This window comes from Rhodopseudomonas sp. NSM (assembly GCF_052445935.1).
GTDB lineage: Bacteria > Pseudomonadota > Alphaproteobacteria > Rhizobiales > Xanthobacteraceae > Rhodopseudomonas.
The window spans coordinates 132,179-156,579 of the sequence record NZ_JBQTCH010000007.1 but is presented as its reverse complement, the minus strand read 5'-3'; the positions used below and the strand labels follow the sequence as shown (position 1 = coordinate 156,579).

Genomic DNA, 24,401 nt, shown 5'->3' with positions numbered 1-24,401 from the left:
GCGCTCAGCCTTCGGCGAGATGCTCAGCCTTCGGCGAGATCGAGAATGCGCTGGCGGCGGCGACTGGCGGCGGCGTCGATCAGCATCCGGCCGGCCCAGCGGTAGACGTTCCACTCGCGGATCTGCTGACGCATCGAGCGCATCCGCTCCTGCTGCTCGTGTGCCGGCATCCGCAGCGCGGTGTCGAGCGCCGTCGCCATTTCGTGGACGTGATACGGATTGACGATCAGCGCCTCGGACAGCTCGCGCGAGGCGCCGGTGAAGCTCGACAGCACCAGCACGCCGTGCTCGTCGTCGCGGGCGGCGGCGAATTCCTTGGCGACGAGGTTCATGCCGTCGTGCAGGCTGCTGACCACGCAGACGTCGGCGGCGCGGAACAGCTTGAACACCTCGCGCGAGCTGTGGTGGCGGATCAGCAGCACGATCGGCTTGTAATCGTCCGAGCCGTGCCGGCGGTTGATGTCGTCGGCGAGCGCCACCGCGTCGTCCTGCAGCGTGCTGTAGCTCGACAATTTGCTGCGCGTCGGCGCGGCGACCTGGACGAACACCAGCCGGCGTTTCCATTGCGGCTGCCGGGTCAGCAGATCGTCGACCGCCTTCATGCGGTCGAGAATCCCCTTGGTGTAGTCGAAGCGTTCGATGCCGACCGCGATCCTGACGTCGGCGGCGAGTCCGAGCTGCTTACGCACCTCGCTGCGGCAGATCTCGACCGGCGGCTGGCCGTCCAGCGCCGCCGGCGGCCATTCGATCGAGATCGGATAGGCGCGTACCATCGTCTCGTGACCCGACAGCGTGACGGTGGCGTGCTCGCGGTCGATCCGGCTTTCGACGAAGCGGTCGACGGTCTCGAAGAAGTTGTTGCAATGAAACTGGGTGTGGAAGCCGAGGATGGTGGAGCCGAGCAGGCCGTCGATGATCTGCTCCTTCCACGGACAGATGCTGAAGGTCTCGGCGTTCGGCCACGGGATGTGCCAGAAGGTGATGATCGTCGCCTTCGGCAGTCGATCGCGGATCATCCGCGGCGCCAGCGCGAAGTGATAGTCCTGCACCAGCACGATCGGATTGTCTGTCCGTGCCTCCTGGACGACGGCGGCGGCGAAGCGCTCGTTGATCTGCTGATAGGCCTTCCAGTCGGATTCCCGGAACGACGGCCGGACGAAGGCGATATGGCACAGCGGCCACATGCCCTCATTGGCGAAGCCGTAATAGAAGCCGTCCTGTTCCTCGTCGGTGATCCAGATCCGGCGGAGTCGGTAGGACGGATGATCGGGCGGCACCTCGATGCGGTCGTGGGAATCCACGGTGTCGCGGTCGGCGTTGCCGCTGCCATGCGCGATCCAGGTGCCGCCGCAGGCGCGCATCACCGGCTCCAGCGCCGACACCAGCCCGCTCGCCGGAACCTGCACCTCGGTGCGGCCGCCGTCGCGATTGTGGATATAGGGTTCGCGGTTCGACACGATCAGCACTTCGGCGTCGGGCAGCGTCGAATGCAGCAGTTGCTGCAGCGCCGCCGGCGACCATTCGATCTGCGCCGCGGAAATCGAACGGCGGCCGGTTTCGACCTCGCTCAGCAGTTTCTTGATCTGCAGGTCGATCGCCGACGGGTCGCGCTTCGGCAGTTGCGGTGCTGCGCCGGAGCGAACGTCGTCGACCGCGCGGCGCAGCGCGTTCATCCAGCCGCGCAGCACCACCATGACGATGATCGCGGCGCAGCCGGCGATCATCAAAGCCACGCCGACCAGCGCCGCGATTATGAAGCCCTGGGCTTCGCTGGAGCGGACGTCGACAAAGCTGAGATCGTGCAGGATGATCAGGTAGGATTTCTGCGCCCGCTCGACGATCGGGAAGGCGCCGACCATGACGCGGCGGCCATCGATCATGATGGTGGAGAAGCTCACACCCTCCGAGCGTGCGACCTTCTCGCAGGAGAACGTCTTCGGCATCAATTTGGTCGGCGCGACCAACTGGCCCTGATCGCTGCACAGCCCGACGGCGAGGATCCGCTGGTCGAGCGCGACCGCCTCGAAACTCACCGAGAGCTGAACCGCATTGTCGTCGGCCATCGCGCCGACGACCTGATGCTGGATCGCGTTGTAGACCAGCCGCGAGCGGCCCTCGACGTCGCTGCGCGCCCATTGCTCGACCAGCCGCTTGGAAAACGGCGCGATCACCAATCCGAGAAGCAAAGTCACGAGCAGGCCGAGACCGAGATATTTCAGAGCTGCCATGTAGCGCGGCATCGACCGAAGTTCCCCCATGTGACCCGCTGCTGTTTACACCACGCTCCCCGGCGCGTCAGTCAAGAATGATTCATGTGAACAGGCCGGTGCCCGGTTCCGCGGGCGCGTTTCGTACGTTGGGGAACGTATCGCGGACGAATTGTCGCGATCGGCAGGGGATTTGGAACGTCTCGGATGCGCGCCCGTTGCTTCCCCTGAAAGCACATGAGGAAAGGGACACGATGATGAAGATGTCACGTACGCTGCCGGCCATGGCGCTGATCGCTGGATCGCTGGCGGTCGCGACGGTGCCGGCTGCGGCCGCTCCGTTGATGGTCGCTGCACAGCCCACCGTCTCCACGTCCAACGTCGAGCAGGTTCAGTATCGCGGTCATCGCGGCGGCTGGCACGGTGGCCCGCGCTACGGCCATCGCGGCTATGGCTATGGTCATCGCGGCTACGGTCACCGCGGTTATGGTTATGGGGCCGGTGCGGCGCTCGGCGGTCTTGCCGCTGGCGCGATCATCGGCGGCGCCATCGCCAACAGCCAGGCGCAGGCGGCGCAGGGCGACGCGGTCGCGTATTGCTCGCAGCGCTTCAAGTCCTACGATCCGGCGTCCGGCACCTATCTCGGCTACGACGGCAACCGGCATTCCTGCCCGTAACGTCAGGGCCTGACGAAATCGATCAGCCGCTCGGGATCTCCCGGGCGGCTTTTTGATGTGCGGAGACCGGTGATCAGTCGGTGATCAGTCCGCGGCTTCGTCGCCGTGGGCGTTGCGGCCGTCGATGAAGTATCTGATCGCGGCGATCAGCACCACGAAGGTCGCGATCCAGACGATCCGCGCGCCGTAGCGATCGTGCGGGCCGGAGATCACGCCGCAGATCAGCGCATTGCCGAGCAGCGCGGTGGCGACGAAGCCGGCGAGCAGCGAGACGTCGTCGAGTTCGCGCCGCCAGGCCGCCCGGCCGAGGATCACCAGCAGCAGCGCCATCGAGCCGAGCGCGACCGGGATGTGCACCCAGTTCACCGCGTTGAAATTGATGTCCCAATGCTGTTGCCGCGCCGCCCGCATCGTCTTCGACTGGTCGGGCAGATAGCGTTCGATGATGCCGTAGGTGTGCGGCAGCCAGCCGTTGGTGCCCTCGCCGGTGCCGACATGCACGAGCTGGTCCCAGGTCGCCCTGGCGGCGGCCTTGGCCTGCAGCCACGGATAGGCCTTCAGCGCCTCGCGGGAGATGAACTCCATCTCGTTGCTCAGCCCCTCGAAGCGGCCGAGCTTGTCGAACATGTTGTTGCCGCCCCACAGGAAGTCGTCGCCGGTCGGCGGCAGCTCGTTCTTGTAGGGGCAGAGCTTGAGTTTCACGGTGGCGCAGTGGTCGTCGAGATAGCGCTTGACGAGGCCGTCCTGCAGCATCCGGCCGAACGCGACGCTGGAGCCGCCCGGCGTCCACGCCACGGTGCCGGACAGGGCGTAGTTGGTGACGAGCAGCAGCAGCGAGCCGGCCACCACGGTCATGCTGCCCTGCATCAGGCCCATCGCCGAAAGCCGGCCGCGCAGAAACGGCAGCAGCAGCCAGCCGGCGCAGCACAGCCCCATCAGCACGCCGACCGTAGCGCTGTGGGTGGCGGCGGCGAAGGTGGTGAAGGCGAACAGCAGCACCTTCTCGAGTCCCGAGGTGCGGTCGCGGCAGGCCACCAGCAGAAACAGCGTCAGCACCGACAGGCCGGCGAAGATGTCGGTCAGCAGCATGCTGGTGATCCACGGCAGCGCCGTGGTCGCGACCAGCGCGACGCCGATCGCCGCCAGCCGGAACGGCCGGGTGATGCCGAATACCCGCAGCGTCAGTTGCAGGATCCACAGCACGGCGATCGCCTGAAAGCCGAGGTTGATCCAGAACTGCGAGGACTCGCCGAGATGCAGATAGATGCCGTAGCTCGTCGACCGGCTCGGCACCAGATAGCCTTCATACCAGCGCGCCAGATAGCCGCCGGTATCGTACTGGAGCAGCGGGTAGCCGTTCCACAAAGCGGGCGCGAGCAGCAGCAGCGGCAATGCGAACATCGCGATCCGCGCCGATGTGGTGCGGCGCGACTGTGCGGCGAGGAGCTTGGTCTGAACGGACGTTTCCATGTCTGTGAGTTTTGTCAGCCGTTGAATGCGGCGATCGTTCGGCTGGAGATGGCGGGCGCGTGGTCGCGGCCCCGTTGCGGGCCCCTCGCTCGCAGCACCATACCCATTCCCGTTGATCCCACAAGAAGGGCGGGATCAGCAGCTCAGCCGTCCGGCCGGACATTGCGTCAAATTGAGGTCGCTTTGTGTCCGGTCCGCTCGCCAGACGGCTCCCTGATCAGACCAAACGGGTATACGCTACCGATCATGAACGAACGCTGACTATTGTGGCTGAAGCCCTCGCCGCGCCGGATCGGCCGATGCCCCCGGTTCAGGGGCATCGCGGCGGCCAGCCATGAGTTGCCCCCGGCGGGCCGGGCAGAGGCCCGGGCACGGGAGTCGAAAGGACCGGAATGAAGATCAAGCCCAAGCAGTTTCGCGTCGAGCAAGGCACCAAAGTCGATCTCGCCAAATGGCCGACGCTGGTCGCGCCGGTGTACGAATCCAAGGAGAACTACCAGGAAATGCTGCGCAGCGACGTGGTGCGCCTGGCCGAGCAGCAGAAGCTGCTCTACGCCAGCAACCGCCATGCGATCCTGCTGATCTTCCAGGCGATGGACGCGGCCGGCAAGGACGGCGCGATCCAGCATGTGATGTCGGGGGTGAATCCGCAGGGCTGCCAGGTGTTCAGCTTCAAGCATCCGAGCCCTACCGAGCTGAAGCACGACTTCCTGTGGCGGACCACGCGGGACCTCCCGGAGCGCGGCCGGATCGGCATCTTCAACCGCTCTTATTACGAGGAGGTGCTGATCGTCCGCGTCCACCCGGAGATCCTGCTGGGGGAGGCGGTGCCGAACGGCACCAATTTCGGCAAGCAGTTCTGGCACAAGCGCTATCGCTCGATCCGCGATCTCGAGCAGCATCTGCACGCCAACGGCACGCGGATCGTCAAATTCTTCCTGCACCTGTCGAAGGAGGAGCAGCGCAAGCGCTTCCTGGCGCGGATCGACGAGCCGGACAAGAACTGGAAGTTCAGCGTCGCCGATATCGAGGAGCGCAAATACTGGGACGACTACATGGACGCCTACGCGCATTGCCTCAGCGAAACCAGTTCCGAGGATGCGCCGTGGTATGTGGTGCCGGCCGACGACAAGCAGAATACGCGACTGATCGTCTCGCAGGTCATTCTGGAGACCATCGAGTCGCTGAAGATGTCGTATCCCGAGACCTCTCCGGCGCGGCGCAAGGAACTGCTGAAACTGCGGCGTCAGTTGCTGAAATAGGCGACGTGCCGGCTTTCCGCCGGGGTGCGGCATCTCACCATGGATCGATGGTCGAAGCGCGTCGGTCACGCCAATGACACACCGTCCGGGTTAGGGGAGTGCCCACAACGCGGTAAGGAAGACATGACGCTAAAAGGTAAAAAGGGACTGGTGGTCGGGATCGCCAACGCGGAAAGCATCGCCTTCGGCTGCGCCAGGGCGTTCCACGACGCCGGCGCCGAGCTGGCCGTCACCTATCTCAACGACAAGGCCAAGCCTTATGTCGGGCCGCTCGCCGAGCAGTTGCAGAGCCCGATCGTGCTTCCCTGCGACGTCCGGGAGCCGGGTCAGCTCGAGGCGGTGTTCGCGCAGATCGACGAGACCTGGGGCCGGCTCGACTTCCTGCTGCATTCGATCGCCTTCGCGCCGAAGGAGGATCTGCACGGCCGGGTGGTGGATTGCTCGCAGGCCGGCTTCGCGATGGCGATGGATGTGTCCTGCCATTCCTTCATCCGGATGGCGAAGCTCGCCGAGCCGCTGATGCGGGACGGCGGCTGCCTGCTGACGGTGACGTTCTATGGCTCCGACAAGGTGGTCGAAGACTACAATCTGATGGGGCCGGTGAAGGCGGCGCTGGAAAGCTCGGTGCGCTATATGGCGGCCGAACTGGCGGTGAAGCGCATCCGCGTCCACGCGCTGTCGCCCGGGCCGCTGAAGACCCGCGCCGCCTCCGGCATCGCCCGCTTCGACGAGATGATGGAGCGCACCCGCGCCCGCGCCCCGGCGCACCAGCTCGTCGGCATCGAGGACGTCGGCCATGTCGCGACCTTCCTGGTCGGCGACGGCGCCCGCGCGCTGACCGGCAATATCGAATACATCGATGCCGGATATCACGTCGTCGGCTGATCCTCCGGCCGTCTGGAGACCATCATGGAGCAGATTCAGAACCGCACCTTCGACGAGATCGCGGTGGGCGACACCGCGAGCCTGGTGCGGACGCTGACCTATCGCGATATCGAAGTGTTCGCGGTGATGTCGGGCGACGTCAATCCGATGCACGTCGATGCCGCCTTCGCCAAGAGCGACCACTTCCATCAGGTGGTGGCGCACGGCATGTGGGGCGGGTCGCTGATCTCGACGCTGCTGGGCACGCAATTGCCCGGCCCCGGCACGATCTATCTCGACCAGTCGCTGCGCTTCATCCGCCCGGTGCTGCTCGGCGACACCGTCACCGTCTGCGTCAAGGTGAAGGAGAAGAACGACGCCAAGAAGCGGCTGCTGCTGGATTGCCGCGCCACCAACCAGAAGGGCGAGGAGGTGATCGTCGGCCTCGCCGAGGTGATCGCTCCGGTCGAGAAGATCTCGCGCCCGCGCGTGCAGCTGCCCGAACTCGATCTGCATCCGGCGGCGCGGCGGCACGAGCGGCTGATCGAGATGGCGCAGGGGCTGCAGCCGCTGCGGGTCGCGGTGGTGCACCCGGTCGATACGCCGTCGCTGCTCGGCGCCGTCGAGGCGGAGCGCGCCGGCCTGATCGTGCCGGTGCTGGTCGGGCCCGCAGCGCGGATCCGCGCCGCCGCGGTACAGGCCGATCTCGACCTGTCGGCTTTCGAGATCGTCGCGACCGAGCACAGCGACGCCGCGGCCGCCGCGGCCGTGGCGCTGGCGCGGGCCGGCAAGGTCGAGGCGCTGATGAAGGGCGCGCTGCACACCGACGAGATGATGCGCGCGGTGGTCGATCCCGCGCACGGCCTGCGCACAGCGCGGCGCATCAGCCACGTCTATGCGATCGATGCGCCGGACTATCCGCGGGCGCTGTTCGTCACCGACGCCGCGATCAACATCTATCCGACGCTGACCGACAAGCGCGACATCATCCAGAACGCGATCGATCTGGTGCATGCGCTCGGCATCGCCCAGCCGAAAGTCGCGATCCTGTCGGCGGTCGAGACAGTCACCGAGAGCATCCGCTCGACGCTCGACGCGGCGGCCTTGTGCAAGATGGCCGAGCGCGGCCAGATCACCGGCGGCATTCTCGACGGCCCCTTGGCGTTCGACAATGCGGTGTCGGCGGAATCCGCCAAGACCAAGGGGATCGTCTCGCCGGTCGCCGGCTTCGCCGATATCTTCGTGGTGCCCGACCTCGAGGCCGGCAACATGCTGGCCAAGCAGCTCGAATATCTGGCGCGCGCGCATGTCGCCGGCATCGTGCTCGGCGCACGGGTGCCGATCGTGCTCACCAGCCGCGCGGATAACACGCTGGCGCGGCTCAGCTCCTGCGCCATCGCCCTGCTGGTCGCGCGCCACAGGACCGCGGCGCTGCCGAGCCTCGCGGCCGGAGGCGCCGAATGAACGATCTCCTGCTGGTGATGAATGCCGGCTCTTCGAGCGTCAAATTCGCGCTCTACGAGGCGCATACCGAGCCGACGCAGGAGTGCCTGATCTGCGAGGGCGGCATCGGCAGCCTCGGCCATCGCCCGCACCACAAGGTGGTCGATCGCCACGGCGCGACGCTGTACGACGCCTATCTGGCCGACGGCGCCGGCCATGAGGAGGCGATCCGAACCCTGATGGGCTGGATCGCGCAGCGCTTTCCCGAACGGCGGCTCGCCGCGGCGGGGCACCGCGTGGTGCATGGCGGCGATCTGTTCGACGCGCCGGTACGCGTCGATGCCGGCGTGATCGAGCGGCTGCGCAGCTTCATTCCGCTGGCGCCGCTGCATCAGCCGCACAGCATCGCGGCGATCGAGTCGCTGGCGAGGCTGGATCCCAGGCTGCCCCAGATCGTCTGTTTCGACACCGCGTTCCACCACCGCCTGCCCAACGTCGCCACTTGGTTCGCGCTGCCGCGTGACCTCATCGCGCAGGGCATCCGCCGCTACGGCTTTCACGGCGTGTCCTACGAATACATCGCCAGCGCGCTGCCGGGGGTGGCCGGGCCAGCCGTCGCCGACGGTCGCGTCGTGGTCGCGCATCTCGGCGCCGGCGCCAGCATGTGCGCGATGCGCGGGCGCAAGAGCGTAGCGACGACGATGGGCTTCACCGCGCTCGACGGCCTGATGATGGGCAGTCGCACCGGCGTGCTCGATCCCGGCGTGGTGCTGTATCTGCTGGAGCAGAAGGGCATGACGCCCGCCGAGATCAGCGATCTGCTGTATCGCAAATCGGGGCTGCTCGGCGTCTCCGGCATCAGCGACGACATGCGCACGCTGCTGGCCAGCGACGATCCGCATGCCGCCGAGGCGATCGATTTGTTCGTCTACCGCATCGGCCGCGAACTCGGCTCGCTCGCCGCGGCGCTCGGCGGTCTCGACGCGGTGGTGTTCACGGCCGGCATCGGCGAGCGCTCTGCCGAGATCCGCAAGCGGATATGCGCCCAAGCCGAATGGCTCGGCGTCACGCTCGACGCCGCCGCCAATGCGCACGCCTCGGGCGCCGCGCGCATCAGCATCGCCGACAGCCCGGTTTCGGCCTGGGTGATTCCGACCGACGAGGACCTGATGATCGCCCGCCATGTCTGGCGGCTGGTCGAGGGCGGCCGGACGGCCTGATCGGCGTGCGCGCCGGTCGGGCTGCGGGGCGCGCCGCTCAGCCGGCTGCCACCCGCAGCTTGAAATGGCCGTAGCACGACGCGATCGGCTTGGTCGGGTCGTTCTGGTAGGCCTGCGCCTCGAAGGCGACGACCCGGCGGCCCTGCTTGACGATCGAGACCCTGGCGTAAGTATCGAGCGGGCGGCCGGAGCGCAGATAATTCACCGTCAGGCCGATCGGCTTCGGCGCGGTGGCGAGCCCGATCTCACGATGGACGCTGACGATCGCCGCCGTTTCCAGGAACGCGCCGATCACCCCGCCATGCAGCGCCGGCAGGATCGGATTGCCGACCAGCTTCGGATCGTAGGGCATCACCGGCTGCGCGTCGGCGTCGACCCGGATGCCGAGGAAGCGCGCGTAAGGGCTGATCGCCAGCGGCCCGTCATCCGCCTCGGGAGCGACCAGCGGCGGCGGCGTCTCGAAGCTCACCTTCGGCGTCTGCCGCAGCATGTCGGTGTGGTTGGCGCCGATCATGAACATCGCGGTGGCGCTGGCGATCGGGTCGGCCTCGGACTCCTGATAGGCGGTGGCGCGCACGAAGGCGATCGAGCGGGTCAGGTGATAGCAATGCGCATGCGCCCGGATCGCCTGCCCGGGCGTCGCCGGCCGCAGATAGTCGATCCGCAGGTCGAGCGTCGCGATCGCCGGCGTGCTCGGCAGCGCGAGCTGCACCGCCATGCCGCAGCTCTCGTCGAGCATCGCGGTGACGACGCCGCCATGGATCACGCCGGTCCGGATGTCGCCGACGAACACCGGGTGATAGGGCAGGCTGCTCCAGGCCTGCGCCGGCTCGAACCGGTCGAGCTGCAGGCCGAGGATGCCGCCGTGAATCGAGCGGCGGAGCTGGATCATCCGCGCCTTGTCCTCGAAGGACATCGCGCGAGGTTCGCTGGAAAGGTCGGGCATGAGGCCTTCTAGCAAGCGAGGCGGGCAGGGGGAAGCGAACCGGTGCCGGGGCCGGCCCGCAGCCGGGCGGGCCCGCCCGCGCCGGCGGCGCGGCGGATGGCGAACGGGGCGGCCTGCAGGCTCTGTTAACGATATCGTGCGAGCGTGACGCATCGGTTTCGGTTCGGAGTAGCGTCGGTGCGTACAGTCCGGTTTCTGGTTCCTTTGGTTGCGGGTCTGGTGACAGCCACGGCGGCGATGGCTGCGGACTATCCGCCCCCATCCTATCGGCCAGCCTACCGCTCGGCGCCCGCGCCGGTGGCTTATTACGCGCCGCGGCCGATCGGGATTCCGCAGGCGCCGCCGGTGATCTGGGTCGAGGCGCCGCCGCAATACGTCCAGCATCTGGTTCCGACCGGCGCCTGTGGCGGCTGCGGGCCGCAATACAGGGCGGTCGGCGAATGGCGGCGGACGCCGCCGCCGGCCTTCTGGGACTCGATCTATCGCGACTACGGCTACTGACCGACCCCGCGCCGTCGATCCGATGCCGCTCCGGGTGGACGAGGATCGCCGCAGGCGATCGTCGTGAATTGCGCTATGGCATTCCGATAGCGCCGCGATAAAACATGCCGCGGGAAGCCGAGGGCGCGGAGCGGGGCATGGTTGCGGTGATCGTGGTGTTGGCATTGCTGTTCGGCGGGCCGGCCCTTGCCCCCGCCATGGCAGCCGATGTGATCGTCAAGGACGCCGCCACGCTGCGGCTCGGCGACGTCACCTTCCGGCTCGAGGGTATCGACGCCCCGGAACTCGACCAGCGTTGCCTCAGTCAGTTCGCCGATCTCAGCGCCTGCGGGATCGAAGCCCGCGATGCGGCAATCAAGCTGATCGGCGGCCGCAGCGTCAACTGCCGCGATCTCGGCCCGGACCCGATCTTCAAGGGCCGCCGGATCGGCGCCTGCACGGTCGGCAGCGACGGCGTTTCCCTGAGCCAGTCGCTGGTGCAGGCCGGGCTCGCATTCAATTCCGATTCCAATGGCCGCTTTGCTGCCGATCAGTCCAAGGCAATGGACGATCACACCGGCTTGTGGAATGGCTGCTTCGTCGCGCCGCAGAGCTTCCGGCGATGGGACAAGGCCGCGCCACTGCGCGGCGCGGCCTGCCGCGACGATCGCCAGGCCGAGACCCGTTCGGCGCTGTTTCCCGACATGCCGCCGAGGCCGGACGGCTGCACCATCAAGGGCAAGCTCGCCAAGCGCGCCCGCATCACCGGCAATGTCGGTGTGTATCAGTTGCAGGGCTGCCCGAGCTACGCCAGCCTGGAAAAGCTCAACCGATGGTTCTGCTCGGAAGACGACGCCAAGGCGGCGGGATTCCGCAAGGCCTATAATTGCCGGATCGGCGCTAGGCGCTGACAGGCGCGCCGGGGACCGGCGGGCCGCCCCCATCCAGAAAACCGTCATGGCCGGGCCCGTCCCGGCCATCCACGTCTTGTTTCTCGACACGCGGTAAAGACGTGGATGCCCGGCACAAGGCCGGGCATGACGACTGAGTGAGAGAGTCGGCTCGACGAAACGTCGCGCCGGTTACTCGGCCGACACCAGCTTGATCCGCGGCGGCGTCGCCTTCGCGACGAGGCCGCGATACGCGGAGAGATAGTCCAGCGCCATCCTCCGCGCGGTGAAGCGCTCCTCGAACCGCGCACGGATCGCCGAGCGGTCGAGATCGGCGAGCTGATGCACCGCCGCGACCGCGCTGGTCTCGTCCTCGACGATGAAGCCGGTCAGCCCGGATTCGATGATCTCCGGGACCGAGCCGCGGTTGTAGGCGATCACCGGCGCGCCGCAGGCCATCGATTCGATCATCACCAGGCCGAACGGCTCCGGCCAGGCCAGCGGCAATAGCAGCCCCAGCGCACCCGAGAGGAATTCCGATTTCTGCTGGTCGCCGATCTCGCCGATATACTCGATCAGCGGGTGATGCAGCATCGGCTCGATCACCTGCTCGAAATAGTCCTGATCGGCACGGTCGACCTTGGCGGCGATCTTGAGCGGAATGTCGGCGCGGATCGCGATCCGGATCGCGTGGTCGACGCCCTTTTCCGGCGCGATTCGTCCCAGCACCGCGAGATATTCCGGCTTGCGCACCAGCGGCGTCAGCAGATTTGCCGGCAGACCGTGATGGATGGTGCGGATCCAGTTGGCCTTGGACACCGGCCGCCGCTGCGAATCCGAGATCGACACCACCGGCACGTCGGCGAAAGTCGAGAACACCGGCTGATGCTCGGGCAAGTCGAGACGTCCGTGCATCGTTGTGAGGAAGGGGGTCGGCTGGCGGTGGAAGAGGGACCAGGGATAGTAGTCGAGGTGGAAGTGCAGGAGGTCGAATTCCTCGTTGTCACATCGCCTTCGTACCTGCTCCAGCATCACCATGTGCAGCGCGTTGGGATCGCGCACCGCGCCATCGAGGCGCAACGCGCGAGGCCATGTCGATTCGAGTCTTGCCGATGTGGTGGAATCGCCGCTCGCGAACAGCGTCACGTCATGCCCGAGAGCGACCAGCTCTTCGGTCAACCAATGAACGACTCTCTCAGTGCCGCCGTAAAGCTTGGGCGGAATCGCCTCCGTCAGCGGAGCAACCTGCGCGATGCGCATCGACCGGTCTCCTATTGTTGTTTGTTGTAACTGTGAACATCAAGCTTCAGCGTGAGGTGCGTGGTCTTCAGTCGAGTGGCACCGGCAATGCCGCGACGGGAACGAATTCGCACGTGCGAAGTTCCTTGGTAACGCTCGCTTCTTCCACGTTCCCGTCTCGTTCGTGCCACATCTCGGTGTCCTGTTGCGATCCGTGAACGGAACAACGCCGCCGTTGCCGGCGTAGTGATCTATCGCGCGTGACCTTGGCGAAGATGCGTTGAGGAGAGGGACTTTTATGGACGCTCTGTCAGGCTACTCTCGCCGCCCCTTTGCCTTCATTCTGCGCTACGTCCGCCAACGTCCAGGCACACATCTGATCATTATGGGGAGCGTTCTGCTCGCAGTTGCCTGTTCGGTGGGCACGCAGTACGGAGTCAAGTATCTGGTCGACGGCCTCAGCCAGGGCCAGTCCGGCGTGGTCTGGCTCGGTTTCTTCTTCCTGGTATCGCTGATCGCCGCCGACAATCTGCTGTGGCGGGTCGCGAGCTGGGTCGCGAGCTTCACCTTCCCGGGCGTCACCGCCGATCTGCGGCGCGATATGTTCAGGCATCTGACCGGCCATGCGCCGAGCTACTTCTCCGATCGCCTGCCCGGAATGCTGTCGAGCCGCATCACCGCGACGTCGAATGCGGTGTTCACGATCGAGAACATGTTCGTCTGGAACGTGATGCCGCCGTTCGTGGCGACCTTTCTGGCGATCGCGCTGATCTCGACCGTCAGCGTGAAGATGGCGCTGGCGCTGTCGCTCGCCGCGGCCCTGCTGATGGCGCTGGTGTTCAAGCTCGCCGCCGACGGCAAGCCGTTGCACGACGAATTCGCCGACAAGGCCGCCGCGGTCGACGGCGAGATGGTCGACGTCATCAACAACATGCCGCTGGTGCGCGCATTCTGCGGGCTCGGCCACGAACATGCGCGCTTCGAGAACACGGTCAATCTCGAAGTTCATGCCCGCGGCCGCAGCCTGCGCTATCTGGAGCGGCTGCGATTGCTGCATGCCGTCATCACCGTGGTTCTGACGGTGGCGCTGCTCGCCTGGGCGATCCAATTGTGGCAGCGCGGCGGCGCCTCGACCGGCGACGTTGTGCTGATCTGCACGCTGGGGTTGTCGATCCTGCACGCCACCCGCGACCTCGCGGTGGCGCTGGTCGACGTCACCCAGCACGTCGCGCGGCTGTCCGAGGCGGTCGCGACGCTGCTGGTGCCGCACGAACTCAGCGATCATCCCGAGGCCGAACCGCTGGTGCGGGCGGGAGCGGCGATCACGTTCAACAACGTCTCGTTCCAGTATCCGGGCGGATCGAAAGTGTTCGACCGCTTCACGCTGCGGCTCAATGCCGGCGAGCGCGTCGGTCTGGTGGGCGCGTCCGGCGGCGGCAAGTCGACGCTGTTCGTGCTGCTGCAGCGCTTCTACGACGTCGAGAGCGGCAGTATCACGATCGACGGTCAGGACATATCACGCGTCACCCAGCACAGCCTGCGCGACGCCATCTCCGTGGTTCCGCAGGATATATCGCTGTTCCAGCGCTCGATTCGCGACAACATCCGCTATGGCCGGCCGGACGCGACCGACGAAGAAGTGCTGCGTGCGGCAATAGCGGCGCGGTGCGATTTCGTCGAGACGCTGCCGGAGGGGCTCGACACCATGGTGGGTGACCGCGGCGTCAAGCTGTCCGGTGGTCAGCGGCAGCGGCTGGCGATCGCGCGCGCGTTCCTGAAGGACGCGCCGATCCTGCTGCTCGACGAAGCCACCGCCGCGCTCGATTCGGATTCCGAAGAAGCCATTAGAGAAGCATTGGCTCGACTGATGCATGGGCGTACGGTGATCGCGATCGCGCACCGACTCGCGACGTTGCGTAATTTCGATCGGGTTGTCCTGATGCAGGGCGGCCGGATCATCGAAGAGGGGCCGCCCGACCGGCTGATGCAGGGCCAGGGCCCTTATCGCGACCTGGTGGCGCGGGAGATCAGCCGGCTGGCGACGAATGTCGCCTGAAGCCGCCGCGTGTGCGTCCCCTGCGACTTCGGTCGCGTCGTCAAGACGCCGTTAGGATCGATCGATGCTCTCCCACGTGATCCCGCAACTTATTCCCGACGACGATTTCGCTGCAGCAGCGGAATCGCCGTTCTACATTCCGATGACCGGGCCGTCGCGCCCGCGGACCGCCCTGAAACACGACGACACCTTCCTGGTGCTCGACAGCCACGGCGACATCGGCGCGGCGGCCGGCGGCAGCGACGGGCTTTTCAATGCCGATACGCGCTATCTCGCGCGGCTGCAGCTCCGCCTCGACGACATGCAGCCGCTGCTGCTCGGCTCCAATCTGCGCGACGATAATTCGGCGCTCACCGTCGACCTCACCAATCCGGACATCTATCGCAACGGCCGGCTGGTGCTGGCGAAGGATCTGCTGCATATCGTCCGCACGATCTTCCTGTGGCGCGGCACCGCGTTCCAGCGGATCGGCCTGCAGAACCACGGCGACGCCGAAGCCAGCTTCGAACTGTCGCTCGATTTCGACACCGACTTCGCCGATCTGTTCGAGGTGCGCGGCAGCGTCCGGCCGCGGCGCGGCGAGTCCACCAGCCGGCGGCTGTCGCCGTGCGACGTCGCGTTCGAATATCGCGGTCTCGACGACACCAAGCGCAGCACCGCGATGCGCTTCGATCCGGCGCCGGCGCAGCTCACGGTCAACCGCGCGGTCTATCAGATCACGCTGGCGCCGCAGCAGACCGCGTCGGTGTTCGTCGCGGTGAGCTGCAACAGGCCGGCGACGCAGAAGCTGATGCCGTTCTTCCGCAGCCTGCTGGCGCACCGGCGCGAGATGCGGCAGCAGACCCAGGGCGCCACCACGATCGAGACGTCGAACGACATCTTCAACGAGGTGCTGTGCCAGGCGATGGCCGACCTCAATATTCTCACCACCGAGACGCCGCAGGGCCGCTATCCCTATGCGGGAATCCCCTGGTACTCGACCACGTTCGGCCGCGACGGGCTGATCACCGCGCTGCAGATGCTGTGGATCGACCCGCGGATCGCGCGCGGCGTGCTGCGGCGGCTCGCAGCACATCAGGCGACGACGGTCGATCCGCTCAACGACGCCGAACCCGGCAAGATCCTGCACGAGATGCGCGGCGGCGAGATGGCCGCGCTGCGCGAGGTGCCGTTCGCGCAATATTACGGCAGCGTGGATTCGACGCCGCTGTTCGTGATGCTCGCCGGCCTCTATGTCGAGCGCACCGGCGACGACACGACGCTGAAGGAATTGTGGCCCGCGCTGGAGAAGGCGCTCGGCTGGATCGACGGCCCCGGCGATCCGGATCGCGACGGCTTCGTCGAGTATCAGCGCGCCACCGACCAGGGGCTGCAGAACCAGGGCTGGAAGGACTCCTACGACGCGATCTTCCACGCCGACGGCCGCCTCGCCGAGGGCAATATCGCGCTCGCCGAGGTGCAGGGCTATGTGTTCGCCGCCAAGCGGCTCGCGGCGCTGTGCGCCCATCGGCTGGGTCTGGTGGCGCGGGCCGAGCAGCTCGAGCAGCAGGCCGAGCAACTCGCGGCGCAGTTCGAGCGGGCTTTCTGGTGCGAGGAGCTCGGCACCTATGCGCTCGCGCTCGACGGCGCCAAGCGGCCATGCAAGGTGCGCAGCTCGAATGCCGGGCAGCTGCTGTTCACCGGCATCGTCCGGCCCGATCGCGCGCGGCTGGTCGCGACCGATCTGATGCGGCCGCATTTCTTCTCCGGCTGGGGCATTCGAACCATCGCCTGCGGCGAGGCGCGCTACAATCCGATGTCGTATCACGACGGCTCGATCTGGCCGCATGACAACGCCCTGATCGCGCTCGGGCTCGCCCGCTACGGCTTCAAGGCGGCGGTCGAGAACGTGTTCAAGGGGCTGTTCGAGGCGGCGTCCTATATGGAGCTGCGCCGGCTGCCGGAATTGTTCTGCGGCTTCCAGCGCGAACGCCGTCGCGGCCCGACGCTGTATCCGGTCGCCTGCTCGCCGCAGGCCTGGGCGAGCGCGACGGCGTTCACGCTGCTCGAGGCGGCGCTCGGCGTGCAGTTCAACGCCGACCGGCGCGAGATCCGTCTGGTCAATCCGCGGCTGCCGGCGTTCCTCAACGAAGTGGTGTTGCGCGATCTGCGTCTCGGCGAGTCCAGCGTCGATCTGCGGATCCGGCGGCACGGCGAGGGCGTCTCGATGGAGGTGCTGCGCACCGACGGCCGCGTTCAGGTTTCGATCGTCCTGGCTCGCTGAGAGCCGCTGTTCAGCTCGATCGGTGCGCTCGGCGCATCGTCGCGGAGGGCTCGATGCATATCCGGTTCAGTACTGCGTTCGCCGTCGTGGTGATTACCAGCGTCGCCGCCGCCGGGCTGCGCGCTGATCCGGCCCCGCCACCGGCGGAGCCTCCCAAACAGGCCGCGCCGGTCAAGCCCGCCGCGCCGGCGAAGGCCGATCCGCCGTCGGTGACGGTGATCAGTTCGGAGGATGCGCGCGGCGTGCTCGGCCGCGAGGTCCGCAGCGCCGCCGACGAGGACATGGGCCGCATCGTCGATATCGTGGTCGACAAGGACGGCAAACCGCGCGCAGCCATCATCGATTTCGGCGGCTTCCTCGGCGTCGGCAGCCGCAAGATCGCGGTCGACTGGGCCGCGTTGAAGTTCGGGACCGTCGCCAAGAAGGAGGACAAGGTCACGCTGGCGTTGACCCGGGATCAGGTACGCGCCGCGCCGGAATACAAGGACGATCAGCTCGTCGTGGTGCTCGGCGCCTCCGGCAAGCTGTCGCCGCTCGAGTTCGGTCCGGAGCAGTAGGCTGGGCGCGCCGCTTCCCGATCACGAGGCCGCGCCGCGCGCCGACGATCGCGCCACGCGCGAGGTGGGACCGGCGTCCGTGCCGGAGCCGCCGCGCACCCCGTCGCAGCAGAGCCAGCGCGGGCTCGACTGGTTCATCTTTTTTCTCGCCGACGTGCAGACCGGCTTCGGCCCGTTCATCGCGGTGTATCTCACCACGCAGAAATGGACCCAGGTCGAGATCGGGCTGGTGCTGTCGGTCGGCGGCATCATCTCGCTGATCGGCCAGATGCCGGGCGGCGCCATCGTCGACGCCGCACGCGACGAACGCAAGGTCGCCGGCTTCGCCGTCGCCGCGATCGGCGTCGCGGCGCTGGCCTATGCGACGATGCCGGTCTTTCCGGTGGTGATGCTGGCGGCGACGCTGCACGCGGCCGCGAGCTGCGTGCTCGGGCCGTCGATCGCCGCGATCAGCCTCGGGCTGGTCGGCCGCTATGCTATTGGAGAACGTCTCGGCCGCAATGCGCGCTGCGCCTCGCTCGGCAACGGCGTCGCCGCCGCGGTGATGGGCACCGCCGGCTATCTGCTGTCGAGCCGCTCGGTGTTCTTCGTCACCTGCCTGCTGGTGATCCCGACGCTGATCGCGTTGTCGCGGATCAGGGGACATGAAATCGACTCCGCCCGGGCGCACGGCGCCGAGCGCCGCGAGGCCGCCAGCGGCTTCCGGCTCGCCGGTCTCGCCGGCTTGCTGCGGCAGCGGCCGCTGCTGGTGTTCGCCGGGGCGATGCTGACGCTGCAACTCGCCAATGCGGCGATGCTGCCGCTGATGGCGAGCGCCGTCACGGCGCGCTCCAGCGCTTCCGCGCCCGCTCTGATCGCGTTTTGCATCGTCGTGCCGCAGGCGATCGTGGCGCTGTTCTCGCCGACGGTCGGGCGTCTGGCGCAATCGATCGGCCGCAAGCCGCTGCTGTTCGCCGGCTTCGGCGCGCTGGCGATCCGCGGGCTGCTGTTCGCCTCGGTCACCGATCCGTATTGGCTGGTGGCGGTGCAGGTGTTCGACGGCATCACCGCAGCGGTGTTCGCCGTGATGGTGCCGCTGATCATCGCCGACGTGGCGTTCGGCAGCGGCCATTTCAGCTTCGCGCAGGGCGTGGTCGGCACCGCCGGCGGCATCGGCGCGTCGCTGAGTAACGTCGTCGCCGGTCTGGTCGCCGACAAGTTCGGCAGCCCGGCCGCCTTCATGGGGCTCGCCGCCGTCGCCGCGCTGGGATTCGCCGTGGTGGCGCTGCTGATGCCGGAGACACGGCGGGCCGAGCCGGCGAAGGATTAGGAATGGGCTCGGCCGCTCGTCATTGCGAGGAGGCGACGCCGACGAAGCAATCCAGAGGCGCGGTGGATGGCGCCTCTGGATTGCTTCGCGTCGCTCGCAATGACGAACAAGAACGCCCTCAGCGCATCAGCTTGCGAATCTGCTCGGCGCAAGTCCGGGCGGCCTTCTGGGCGGCGACCAGCGAGGCGAAGGTGCGGCGTTCCAGGCTGTGGAAGTCCCGATGCGCGGCGTGGAAGCAGAAATTGCGCCCGTCGCGAACGACGATGCCCGCGGTGCGCGAGCTGACTTCAATCACGTAGGCGTCGGACATTTTCACTCACTGGCACAGCCAGCGCTCCCGGAATTCGGGCGCCCCTCGCGGAGCACCCGCACGCTTCAGACCGCCGAGCGAAGACTCGACGGCGCAAGAACGCGCCTGACCGGGAAATCGTTCCTGAAAAACGCCGTGGCGTGTCAGCGCGCGACGAACACCAGCAGCACGCCGTTGGCGGCGCCGGGCGGCACCACGACGCGGTCGCCGAGTGTGACGCCGGCGCTGCCGACCGCCTGCGCCGCTGCGGCGAGATCGCTCACCGCGATGATCAGCCCGGCGCCGCCGCGCTCCGGGACGCCGTCGAGCGACACGCCGGGATATTGCTGCGCCAGCGTGTCACGCGCCACGAAGGCGAATTCGGCGCGGTCCGACCCGGACGGCACCACGACGCTGCCGTCGGGCTCGGAATATTGCTCGCCGTCGATCAGCCGCAGCAGGTGACGCGCGTCGCTCTCCGGCCGCGGCGCGGTGACGATCACCCGCACCAGCCCGGTCGCGCCGTTGGCGTGGCGCATCAATTCGGGAATCCACACGGTGTCGCGGGTGTGGTGCTGGCAGGCGAAGATCCGCAGCCCGGCGGGCGCTTCGGTCAGCGGCCACTGGAAGATGCTGAACCGCGCCTCGCCCTCGCCGCCGCCCGGCAGCGGCACCGGCCGGCCGAAATCGATCGGTCCGACGGCGTCGAGGCCGAGGTCGCGCAGCTCATCGGCGCCCTTGGCGGCGTCGGTGGTGGTGAAGGCGATTCGCTCGATGCCGTCGCCGCGTTCGGCGAGGAAGCTGCGGCTCGGCGCGTTGTGCTCGGTCGGGGTCAGGACGCCGAGCAGCTCGATATAGTCCTGCCCGAACATGATGGTGTAATTGCCCGAGCCGAGCGCCGGGCTGTGGGTGCCGCGCGGCGACAGCGTGAAGCCGAGCCGCTGCCAGTTGGCCGCAGCCGCATCCAGATCGCCGACCATGACAACGGCGTGATCGATTCCAATGACGTATTCTAGTGACACGCTGGCTCAACTCCCCAAAATTCTTGCATATAAGGCTAGCGAGATCGCCGCGGTGCCGCAACCCGACGCAGGTCGGATGCCCGACACGCGTCTTTGAATCGCGTTTTTGAATGATGGAAGGATTCCAAGCATGAGTGCCGAGGTTCGCTGGCCGGAGTCGCTGTGGCACGCGGTGACGCCGCCCGGCCCCGATCTGCCCGAATTGCGCGGCACGGAAACGGCCGACGTCGTGGTGATCGGCGCCGGCTTCAGCGGGCTGTCGACCGCGCTGCATCTGCGCGAGGCCGGCATCGACGTCGCGGTGGTCGAGGCCGCCGAGCCGGGCTGGGGCGCGTCCGGCCGCAACAACGGCCAGGTGATCCCGACGCTGTCGCGGCCCGATCCGGAGGACATCGTCGCCAGGCACGGCGCCGCCGGCGAGCGGCTGGTGGGCCTCATTCGCGACAGTGCCTCGATCCTGTTCGACGTGGTGAGGCGCCATGGCATCGACGCCGAGCAGGAGCAGAACGGCTGGGTGCAGCCGGTGCATTCGCCGGGCCGGATCAGGATCGCCGAGCGCCGCGTCCGGCAATGGTCGAAATTCGGCGCGCCGGTCGAATTGCTGTCGCGCGACCAGATCCGCGCCATGCTCGGCTCCGACGCCTGGTTCGGCGGCTTCCAGAACAGGACCGGCGGCCACATCAACCCGCTGGCGCTGGCGCGCGGGCTGGCGCGCACCGTGCTGGCGCAGGGCGGCAAGATCTTCGCGCGCTCGCCGGCGCTGAGCATCGAGCGGCGCGGCGATCGCTGGGTCGTCACGACCGCGCAGGGCGAGATCAGCGGTCGCGCGCTGGTGGTCGCCAGCAATGCCTACACCGGCGAATTTTCGAAGACGCTGGCGCCGTCGATCGCCGGCGAAGTGATGCCGGTCCGGTCGTGGCAGATGGCGACGCAGCCGCTGAGCGACAATGTGCGCAAGAGCATGATCCCGGGCCGGCAGGCGATGTCGGATACCCATGGCGAGCTGATCTTCGGCCGCTTCGACGCCCGCAACCGCTTCGTCACCGGCGGCGCGATCATCCGGCCGTTCAACCAGGCCGCGACCTTGCGGGCGCGGGTCGGCAAGCGGCTGCAGACTCTTTGGCCGCAGATCGGCGAGGTGCGGTTCGACTACGTCTGGAACGGCTTCATCGGCATGACCACGGACTACCTGCCGCACATCCACCGCCTCGGCCCCAATGCCTATGGCTGGACCGGCTGCAACGGCCGCGGCGTCGCGCTGTCGATCGCGCTCGGCGACGAACTGTCGAAAGCGGTGCGCGGCGTGCCGGACGGCGAACTGGCGCTGCCCTTCACCGAGCCGACCCCGATCCCGGCCAACGAACTGCTCCGCCCGTTCGCGCCGCTGATGATGGTGCTGTACCGGCATCGCGACAGCAAGGAGATCGCGTAGTTACGCTCCCTCTCCGTCATTGCGAGCGCAGCGAAGCAATCCAGAGACGCTGTGCACCGCGCTGGATTGCTTCGTCGCTGCGCTCCTCGCAATGACGGGCGAGATCTGATTCCACCCCTTCGCCACACACGATGCGTCATCCTGAGGTGCGTGCTGCGTCGCGCAGAGCGCGGCGCGGCGGGCCTCGAAGGATGGGCCGCGCGTGCCTGTGGCCGCATCCTTCGAGGCTCGCTACGCTCGCACCTCAGGATGACGCTTCGAGGCGCGCAAGAGCGCGCACCTCAGGATGACGGCGCCTGCTGCGTGGCGATTACGTCACCGCCTCCACCGGATGACTCCGCGCGAAATCGCCGCCCGGGATCGAGGCGAGCAGCGCCTGCGTATACGGGTGCTGCGGCGCGTTGAAGATGTCGCCCGCCGGGCCGTGTTCGACGACTTCGCCGTCCTTCATCACCGCGACGAGGTCGCAGATCTGCGCGGCGACGCGCAGATCGTGGGTGATGAAGATGATCGACAGGCCCAGCCGCTCGCGCAAATCCGCGAGCAGCCGCAGCACCTGCGCCTGCACCGAGACGTCGAGCGCCGACACGGCTTCGTCCGCGATCAGCACGTCGGGCTTCAGTGCGAGCGCGCGAGCGAGGCCGATGCGCTGGCGTTGGCCACCGGAGAATTCGTGCGGCAGCCGGTCGCCGGCCGATGGATCGAGCCCGACCAGCGCGAACAGCTCGCGCGCCTCGGCGATCGCCTGCTTGCGCGGCGTGCCGTGAATGATCGGGCCCTGCGCAACTAATTCTTCGGCCTTGTGGCGCGGGTTGAGAGAGGCGAACGGATCCTGAAACACCATCTGCATGTGGCGCGTTTCGCGGCGCACCTGTTCGCGCGGCATCGTCGCCCAGTCGCGGCCGTCGAGCAGGATCGAGCCGCCGTCGGGATCGAGCAGCCGGATGATGCAGCGCGCCAGCGTCGATTTGCCGGAGCCGCTTTCGCCGACGATGCCGAGCGTGGCGCCGCGCGGCAATTGCAGCGAGACTGACTTGACAGCCTCGGTCACGCGCGCGCCACGGCCGAGGAATCCGCCGGTGCGGAAAATCTTCGAGACCTTGTCGATGCTGAGGATCGTTTCAGCCGCGATCGGCCGCGGCGGCGGCGCGGTCAGCGGCGGCACCGCGGCGATCAGTTGCCGCGTGTAGGGATGCTGCGGCCGGTGCAGCACGTCGTCGGCCGCGCCCTGCTCGACGATGACGCCGTGCTGCATCACCGCGACGCGGTCGGCGATCTCGGCGACGACGCCGAAATCATGGGTGATGAACAGCACCGCGGTGTTGCGGCGATGCTGCAGTTCGCGGATCAGCGTCAGGATCTGTGCTTGTGTGGTCACATCGAGCGCGGTGGTGGGTTCGTCGGCGATCAAGAGCTTCGGGTCGAGCGCCAGCGCCATCGCGATCATCGCGCGCTGGCGTTGCCCGCCGGAGAGTTCATGCGGATAGGCGTCGACGGTGCGCAGCGGATCGGGAATCCGCACGTCCTCCAGCAGCGCCAGCACCCTGGCGCGGATCTCCTTCTTCGACAGGTCGGTGTGGATGCGGAACATCTCGCCGATCTGGTCGCCGATCGAGCGCAGCGGGTTCAGCGCGGTCATCGGCTCCTGAAACACCATCGCGATGCCGGCGCCGCGCACGGCGCGCATCTCGGCGGCGCTGGCCTGCGCCAGATCGCGGCCCTCGAACAGCACGCGGCCGCCGTCGAGCGCGACGCCGCCGGGCAGCAGCCGCATCACCGCGTTCGCCATGATCGACTTGCCGGAGCCGGACTCGCCGACCACGCAAAGGATCTCATCGGCGGCGATCGACAGCGAGGCGTCGCGGACCGCGTGGCTGCGGTCGGCGCCCTTGGGCAGGCGGACGCAAAGCTTGTCGAGCGTCAGGACGGCGGCTTTGTTGTCCGTCATCGTCCCTTCAGCCTCGGGTTGAGCGCATCATTCAGCCCCTGGCCGACCAGCGACACCGCCAGCACGGTGAGCAGGATGGCGATGCCGGGGATCGCGGCGACGTACCATTGCACGCGCAGCACGTCGCGGCCGAGCCCGATCAGATTGCCCCAGGAGGCGACGTTGGGATCGGACAGCCGCAGGAACGCCAGCGCGCTTTCCAGCAGGATCGCCACCGCCATCACCACGCTGGCATAGACGATCACCGGCGGCAGCGCGTTGGGCAGGATCTCGCCGAGGATCAGTTGCAGGTCCTTCATGCCCAGCGTGCGGCCGGCCTGGACGAATTCGCGGTTGCGCAGGCTGAGGAACTCGGCGCGCGTCAGTCGCGCCGGCGCCGGCCACGACACGATGCCGACCGCGATCGTCACCGTGGTCAGCGTCGAGCCGAACACCGCGACCAGCACAAGTAACAAAACGAAGTTCGGCAGGATCTGGAACGCCTCGGTGATGCGCATCAGCACGGTGTCGACCCAGCCGCCGAAATAGCCCGCGAAGGCGCCGATCAGCACGCCGATCACCACCGCGATCACGGTGGCGGCGCCGCCGATCAACAGCGCGATCCGCGCGCCATGGAAGATTTGGGCTGCGATGTCGCGGCCGGAATTGTCGGTGCCGAGCAAGAAGCGCGGATTGCTGAACGGCCAGATCAGCGGCCGGCCGGCGAGCGACAGGGGATCGCGCGGGTAGAACCAGCCGGCGCTGATCGCCATGCCGATCACCACCAGCAACAGCAGCAAGCCGACGATCGCGGCGGGGCTGCGGAAGTAACGCTTGATCGCATCCAT

At 67.5% G+C, this 24,401-nt stretch carries 20 protein-coding genes; 12 read left to right on the top strand and 8 right to left on the bottom strand.

The features are described 5' to 3' along the window. Positions 1–23: 23 nt before the first annotated feature. A complete protein-coding gene (locus ACTZWT_RS18415) occupies positions 24–2,240 on the bottom strand; it encodes an alpha,alpha-trehalose-phosphate synthase (UDP-forming) (RefSeq protein WP_444771127.1) in 2,217 nt (738 codons plus the stop codon). 224 nt (positions 2,241–2,464) lie between these two features. Here ACTZWT_RS18415 and ACTZWT_RS18410 point away from each other — a divergent pair, with 224 nt between their 5' ends. Then, positions 2,465–2,884: a BA14K family protein gene (locus ACTZWT_RS18410; RefSeq protein WP_444771126.1), complete on the top strand. Its 420-nt coding sequence runs from the start codon at positions 2,465–2,467 to the stop codon at positions 2,882–2,884. 84 nt (positions 2,885–2,968) lie between these two features. Here ACTZWT_RS18410 and ACTZWT_RS18405 read toward each other — a convergent pair whose 3' ends face one another. After that, complete coding sequence (locus ACTZWT_RS18405) at positions 2,969–4,354, bottom strand: hypothetical protein (protein WP_444771125.1); 1,386 nt, start codon at positions 4,352–4,354, stop codon at positions 2,969–2,971. Positions 4,355–4,746: 392 nt separating this feature from the next. Between ACTZWT_RS18405 and ACTZWT_RS18400 the strand changes: the two genes are divergently transcribed. From ACTZWT_RS18400 to ACTZWT_RS18385, 4 genes are all read left to right on the top strand, one after another. Continuing rightward, positions 4,747–5,616: an ADP-polyphosphate phosphotransferase gene (locus ACTZWT_RS18400; RefSeq protein ID WP_444771124.1), complete on the top strand. Its 870-nt coding sequence runs from the start codon at positions 4,747–4,749 to the stop codon at positions 5,614–5,616. Positions 5,617–5,739: 123 nt separating this feature from the next. Further along, positions 5,740–6,501 (top strand): enoyl-ACP reductase FabI, encoded by a 762-nt coding sequence (gene fabI, locus ACTZWT_RS18395; RefSeq protein ID WP_444771123.1) that lies wholly within the window; start codon positions 5,740–5,742, stop codon positions 6,499–6,501. A gap of 24 nt (positions 6,502–6,525) precedes the next feature. After that, entirely contained in the window at positions 6,526–7,944 is a 1,419-nt protein-coding gene (locus tag ACTZWT_RS18390) for a bifunctional enoyl-CoA hydratase/phosphate acetyltransferase (protein ID WP_444771122.1), read from the top strand. Next, the gene (locus ACTZWT_RS18385) at positions 7,941–9,143 is read left to right on the top strand and encodes an acetate/propionate family kinase (RefSeq protein ID WP_444771121.1); all 1,203 of its coding nucleotides are present in this window, start codon (positions 7,941–7,943) and stop codon (positions 9,141–9,143) included. Before ACTZWT_RS18390 ends, ACTZWT_RS18385 begins: the two co-directional genes overlap by 4 nt. A gap of 37 nt (positions 9,144–9,180) precedes the next feature. Here ACTZWT_RS18385 and ACTZWT_RS18380 read toward each other — a convergent pair whose 3' ends face one another. Further along, the gene (locus tag ACTZWT_RS18380) at positions 9,181–10,089 is read right to left on the bottom strand and encodes a PaaI family thioesterase (protein ID WP_444771120.1); all 909 of its coding nucleotides are present in this window, start codon (positions 10,087–10,089) and stop codon (positions 9,181–9,183) included. 177 nt (positions 10,090–10,266) lie between these two features. On the opposite strand from ACTZWT_RS18380, the gene ACTZWT_RS18375 reads away from it, so the two are divergent. After that, entirely contained in the window at positions 10,267–10,590 is a 324-nt protein-coding gene (locus ACTZWT_RS18375) for a hypothetical protein (protein ID WP_444771119.1), read from the top strand. Positions 10,591–10,727: 137 nt separating this feature from the next. Then, the gene (locus ACTZWT_RS18370; protein WP_444771118.1) at positions 10,728–11,480 is read left to right on the top strand and encodes a thermonuclease family protein; all 753 of its coding nucleotides are present in this window, start codon (positions 10,728–10,730) and stop codon (positions 11,478–11,480) included. Positions 11,481–11,651: 171 nt separating this feature from the next. On the opposite strand, the gene ACTZWT_RS18365 is transcribed toward ACTZWT_RS18370, so the two are convergent. Continuing rightward, entirely contained in the window at positions 11,652–12,719 is a 1,068-nt protein-coding gene (locus ACTZWT_RS18365) for a glycosyltransferase family 4 protein (protein WP_444771117.1), read from the bottom strand. 277 nt (positions 12,720–12,996) lie between these two features. On the opposite strand from ACTZWT_RS18365, the gene ACTZWT_RS18360 reads away from it, so the two are divergent. The 4 genes from ACTZWT_RS18360 (at position 12,997) to ACTZWT_RS18345 (ending at position 18,883) form a co-directional block, all read left to right on the top strand. Beyond that, complete coding sequence (locus ACTZWT_RS18360; RefSeq protein ID WP_444771116.1) at positions 12,997–14,754, top strand: ABC transporter ATP-binding protein; 1,758 nt, start codon at positions 12,997–12,999, stop codon at positions 14,752–14,754. A gap of 64 nt (positions 14,755–14,818) precedes the next feature. Next, the gene (locus ACTZWT_RS18355; RefSeq protein ID WP_444771115.1) at positions 14,819–17,017 is read left to right on the top strand and encodes an amylo-alpha-1,6-glucosidase; all 2,199 of its coding nucleotides are present in this window, start codon (positions 14,819–14,821) and stop codon (positions 17,015–17,017) included. Positions 17,018–17,070: 53 nt separating this feature from the next. Next, complete coding sequence (locus tag ACTZWT_RS18350; protein WP_444771114.1) at positions 17,071–17,574, top strand: PRC-barrel domain-containing protein; 504 nt, start codon at positions 17,071–17,073, stop codon at positions 17,572–17,574. Between the two features lie 64 nt (positions 17,575–17,638). Continuing rightward, positions 17,639–18,883, top strand: a complete 1,245-nt coding sequence (locus ACTZWT_RS18345) for an MFS transporter (protein WP_444771113.1) — start codon at positions 17,639–17,641, stop codon at positions 18,881–18,883. Positions 18,884–19,001: 118 nt separating this feature from the next. Here ACTZWT_RS18345 and ACTZWT_RS18340 read toward each other — a convergent pair whose 3' ends face one another. Together ACTZWT_RS18340 and ACTZWT_RS18335 are read right to left on the bottom strand one after the other, a co-directional pair. Then, positions 19,002–19,193: a hypothetical protein gene (locus tag ACTZWT_RS18340; protein ID WP_444771112.1), complete on the bottom strand. Its 192-nt coding sequence runs from the start codon at positions 19,191–19,193 to the stop codon at positions 19,002–19,004. A 143-nt stretch (positions 19,194–19,336) separates the two neighbouring features. Further along, the gene (locus ACTZWT_RS18335; RefSeq protein WP_444771111.1) at positions 19,337–20,194 is read right to left on the bottom strand and encodes a VOC family protein; all 858 of its coding nucleotides are present in this window, start codon (positions 20,192–20,194) and stop codon (positions 19,337–19,339) included. Between the two features lie 130 nt (positions 20,195–20,324). Between ACTZWT_RS18335 and ACTZWT_RS18330 the strand changes: the two genes are divergently transcribed. Further along, the gene (locus tag ACTZWT_RS18330) at positions 20,325–21,626 is read left to right on the top strand and encodes an NAD(P)/FAD-dependent oxidoreductase (RefSeq protein ID WP_444771110.1); all 1,302 of its coding nucleotides are present in this window, start codon (positions 20,325–20,327) and stop codon (positions 21,624–21,626) included. Positions 21,627–21,936: 310 nt separating this feature from the next. Here ACTZWT_RS18330 and ACTZWT_RS18325 read toward each other — a convergent pair whose 3' ends face one another. Further along, positions 21,937–23,574, bottom strand: coding sequence for an ABC transporter ATP-binding protein (locus ACTZWT_RS18325; protein ID WP_444771109.1), 1,638 nt, complete (start codon positions 23,572–23,574; stop codon positions 21,937–21,939). Continuing rightward, complete coding sequence (locus tag ACTZWT_RS18320) at positions 23,571–24,401, bottom strand: ABC transporter permease (RefSeq protein ID WP_322514397.1); 831 nt, start codon at positions 24,399–24,401, stop codon at positions 23,571–23,573. Before ACTZWT_RS18320 ends, ACTZWT_RS18325 begins: the two co-directional genes overlap by 4 nt.

What these genes read in the sequence shown, in the direction of transcription:
- ACTZWT_RS18415 (WP_444771127.1), bottom strand. Translation starts at nt 2,240, where the DNA reads ATGCCGCGCTACATGGCAGCTCTGAAATATCTCGGTCTCGGCCTGCTC.
- ACTZWT_RS18410 (WP_444771126.1), top strand. Translation starts at nt 2,465, where the DNA reads ATGAAGATGTCACGTACGCTGCCGGCCATGGCGCTGATCGCTGGATCG.
- ACTZWT_RS18405 (WP_444771125.1), bottom strand. Translation starts at nt 4,354, where the DNA reads ATGGAAACGTCCGTTCAGACCAAGCTCCTCGCCGCACAGTCGCGCCGC.
- ACTZWT_RS18400 (WP_444771124.1), top strand. Translation starts at nt 4,747, where the DNA reads ATGAAGATCAAGCCCAAGCAGTTTCGCGTCGAGCAAGGCACCAAAGTC.
- fabI (WP_444771123.1), top strand. Translation starts at nt 5,740, where the DNA reads ATGACGCTAAAAGGTAAAAAGGGACTGGTGGTCGGGATCGCCAACGCG.
- ACTZWT_RS18390 (WP_444771122.1), top strand. Translation starts at nt 6,526, where the DNA reads ATGGAGCAGATTCAGAACCGCACCTTCGACGAGATCGCGGTGGGCGAC.
- ACTZWT_RS18385 (WP_444771121.1), top strand. Translation starts at nt 7,941, where the DNA reads ATGAACGATCTCCTGCTGGTGATGAATGCCGGCTCTTCGAGCGTCAAA.
- ACTZWT_RS18380 (WP_444771120.1), bottom strand. Translation starts at nt 10,089, where the DNA reads ATGCCCGACCTTTCCAGCGAACCTCGCGCGATGTCCTTCGAGGACAAG.
- ACTZWT_RS18370 (WP_444771118.1), top strand. Translation starts at nt 10,728, where the DNA reads ATGGTTGCGGTGATCGTGGTGTTGGCATTGCTGTTCGGCGGGCCGGCC.
- ACTZWT_RS18365 (WP_444771117.1), bottom strand. Translation starts at nt 12,719, where the DNA reads ATGCGCATCGCGCAGGTTGCTCCGCTGACGGAGGCGATTCCGCCCAAG.
- ACTZWT_RS18360 (WP_444771116.1), top strand. Translation starts at nt 12,997, where the DNA reads ATGGACGCTCTGTCAGGCTACTCTCGCCGCCCCTTTGCCTTCATTCTG.
- ACTZWT_RS18355 (WP_444771115.1), top strand. Translation starts at nt 14,819, where the DNA reads ATGCTCTCCCACGTGATCCCGCAACTTATTCCCGACGACGATTTCGCT.
- ACTZWT_RS18350 (WP_444771114.1), top strand. Translation starts at nt 17,071, where the DNA reads ATGCATATCCGGTTCAGTACTGCGTTCGCCGTCGTGGTGATTACCAGC.
- ACTZWT_RS18340 (WP_444771112.1), bottom strand. Translation starts at nt 19,193, where the DNA reads ATGTCCGACGCCTACGTGATTGAAGTCAGCTCGCGCACCGCGGGCATC.
- ACTZWT_RS18330 (WP_444771110.1), top strand. Translation starts at nt 20,325, where the DNA reads ATGAGTGCCGAGGTTCGCTGGCCGGAGTCGCTGTGGCACGCGGTGACG.
- ACTZWT_RS18325 (WP_444771109.1), bottom strand. Translation starts at nt 23,574, where the DNA reads ATGACGGACAACAAAGCCGCCGTCCTGACGCTCGACAAGCTTTGCGTC.
- ACTZWT_RS18320 (WP_322514397.1), bottom strand. Translation starts at nt 24,401, where the DNA reads ATGGATGCGATCAAGCGTTACTTCCGCAGCCCCGCCGCGATCGTCGGC.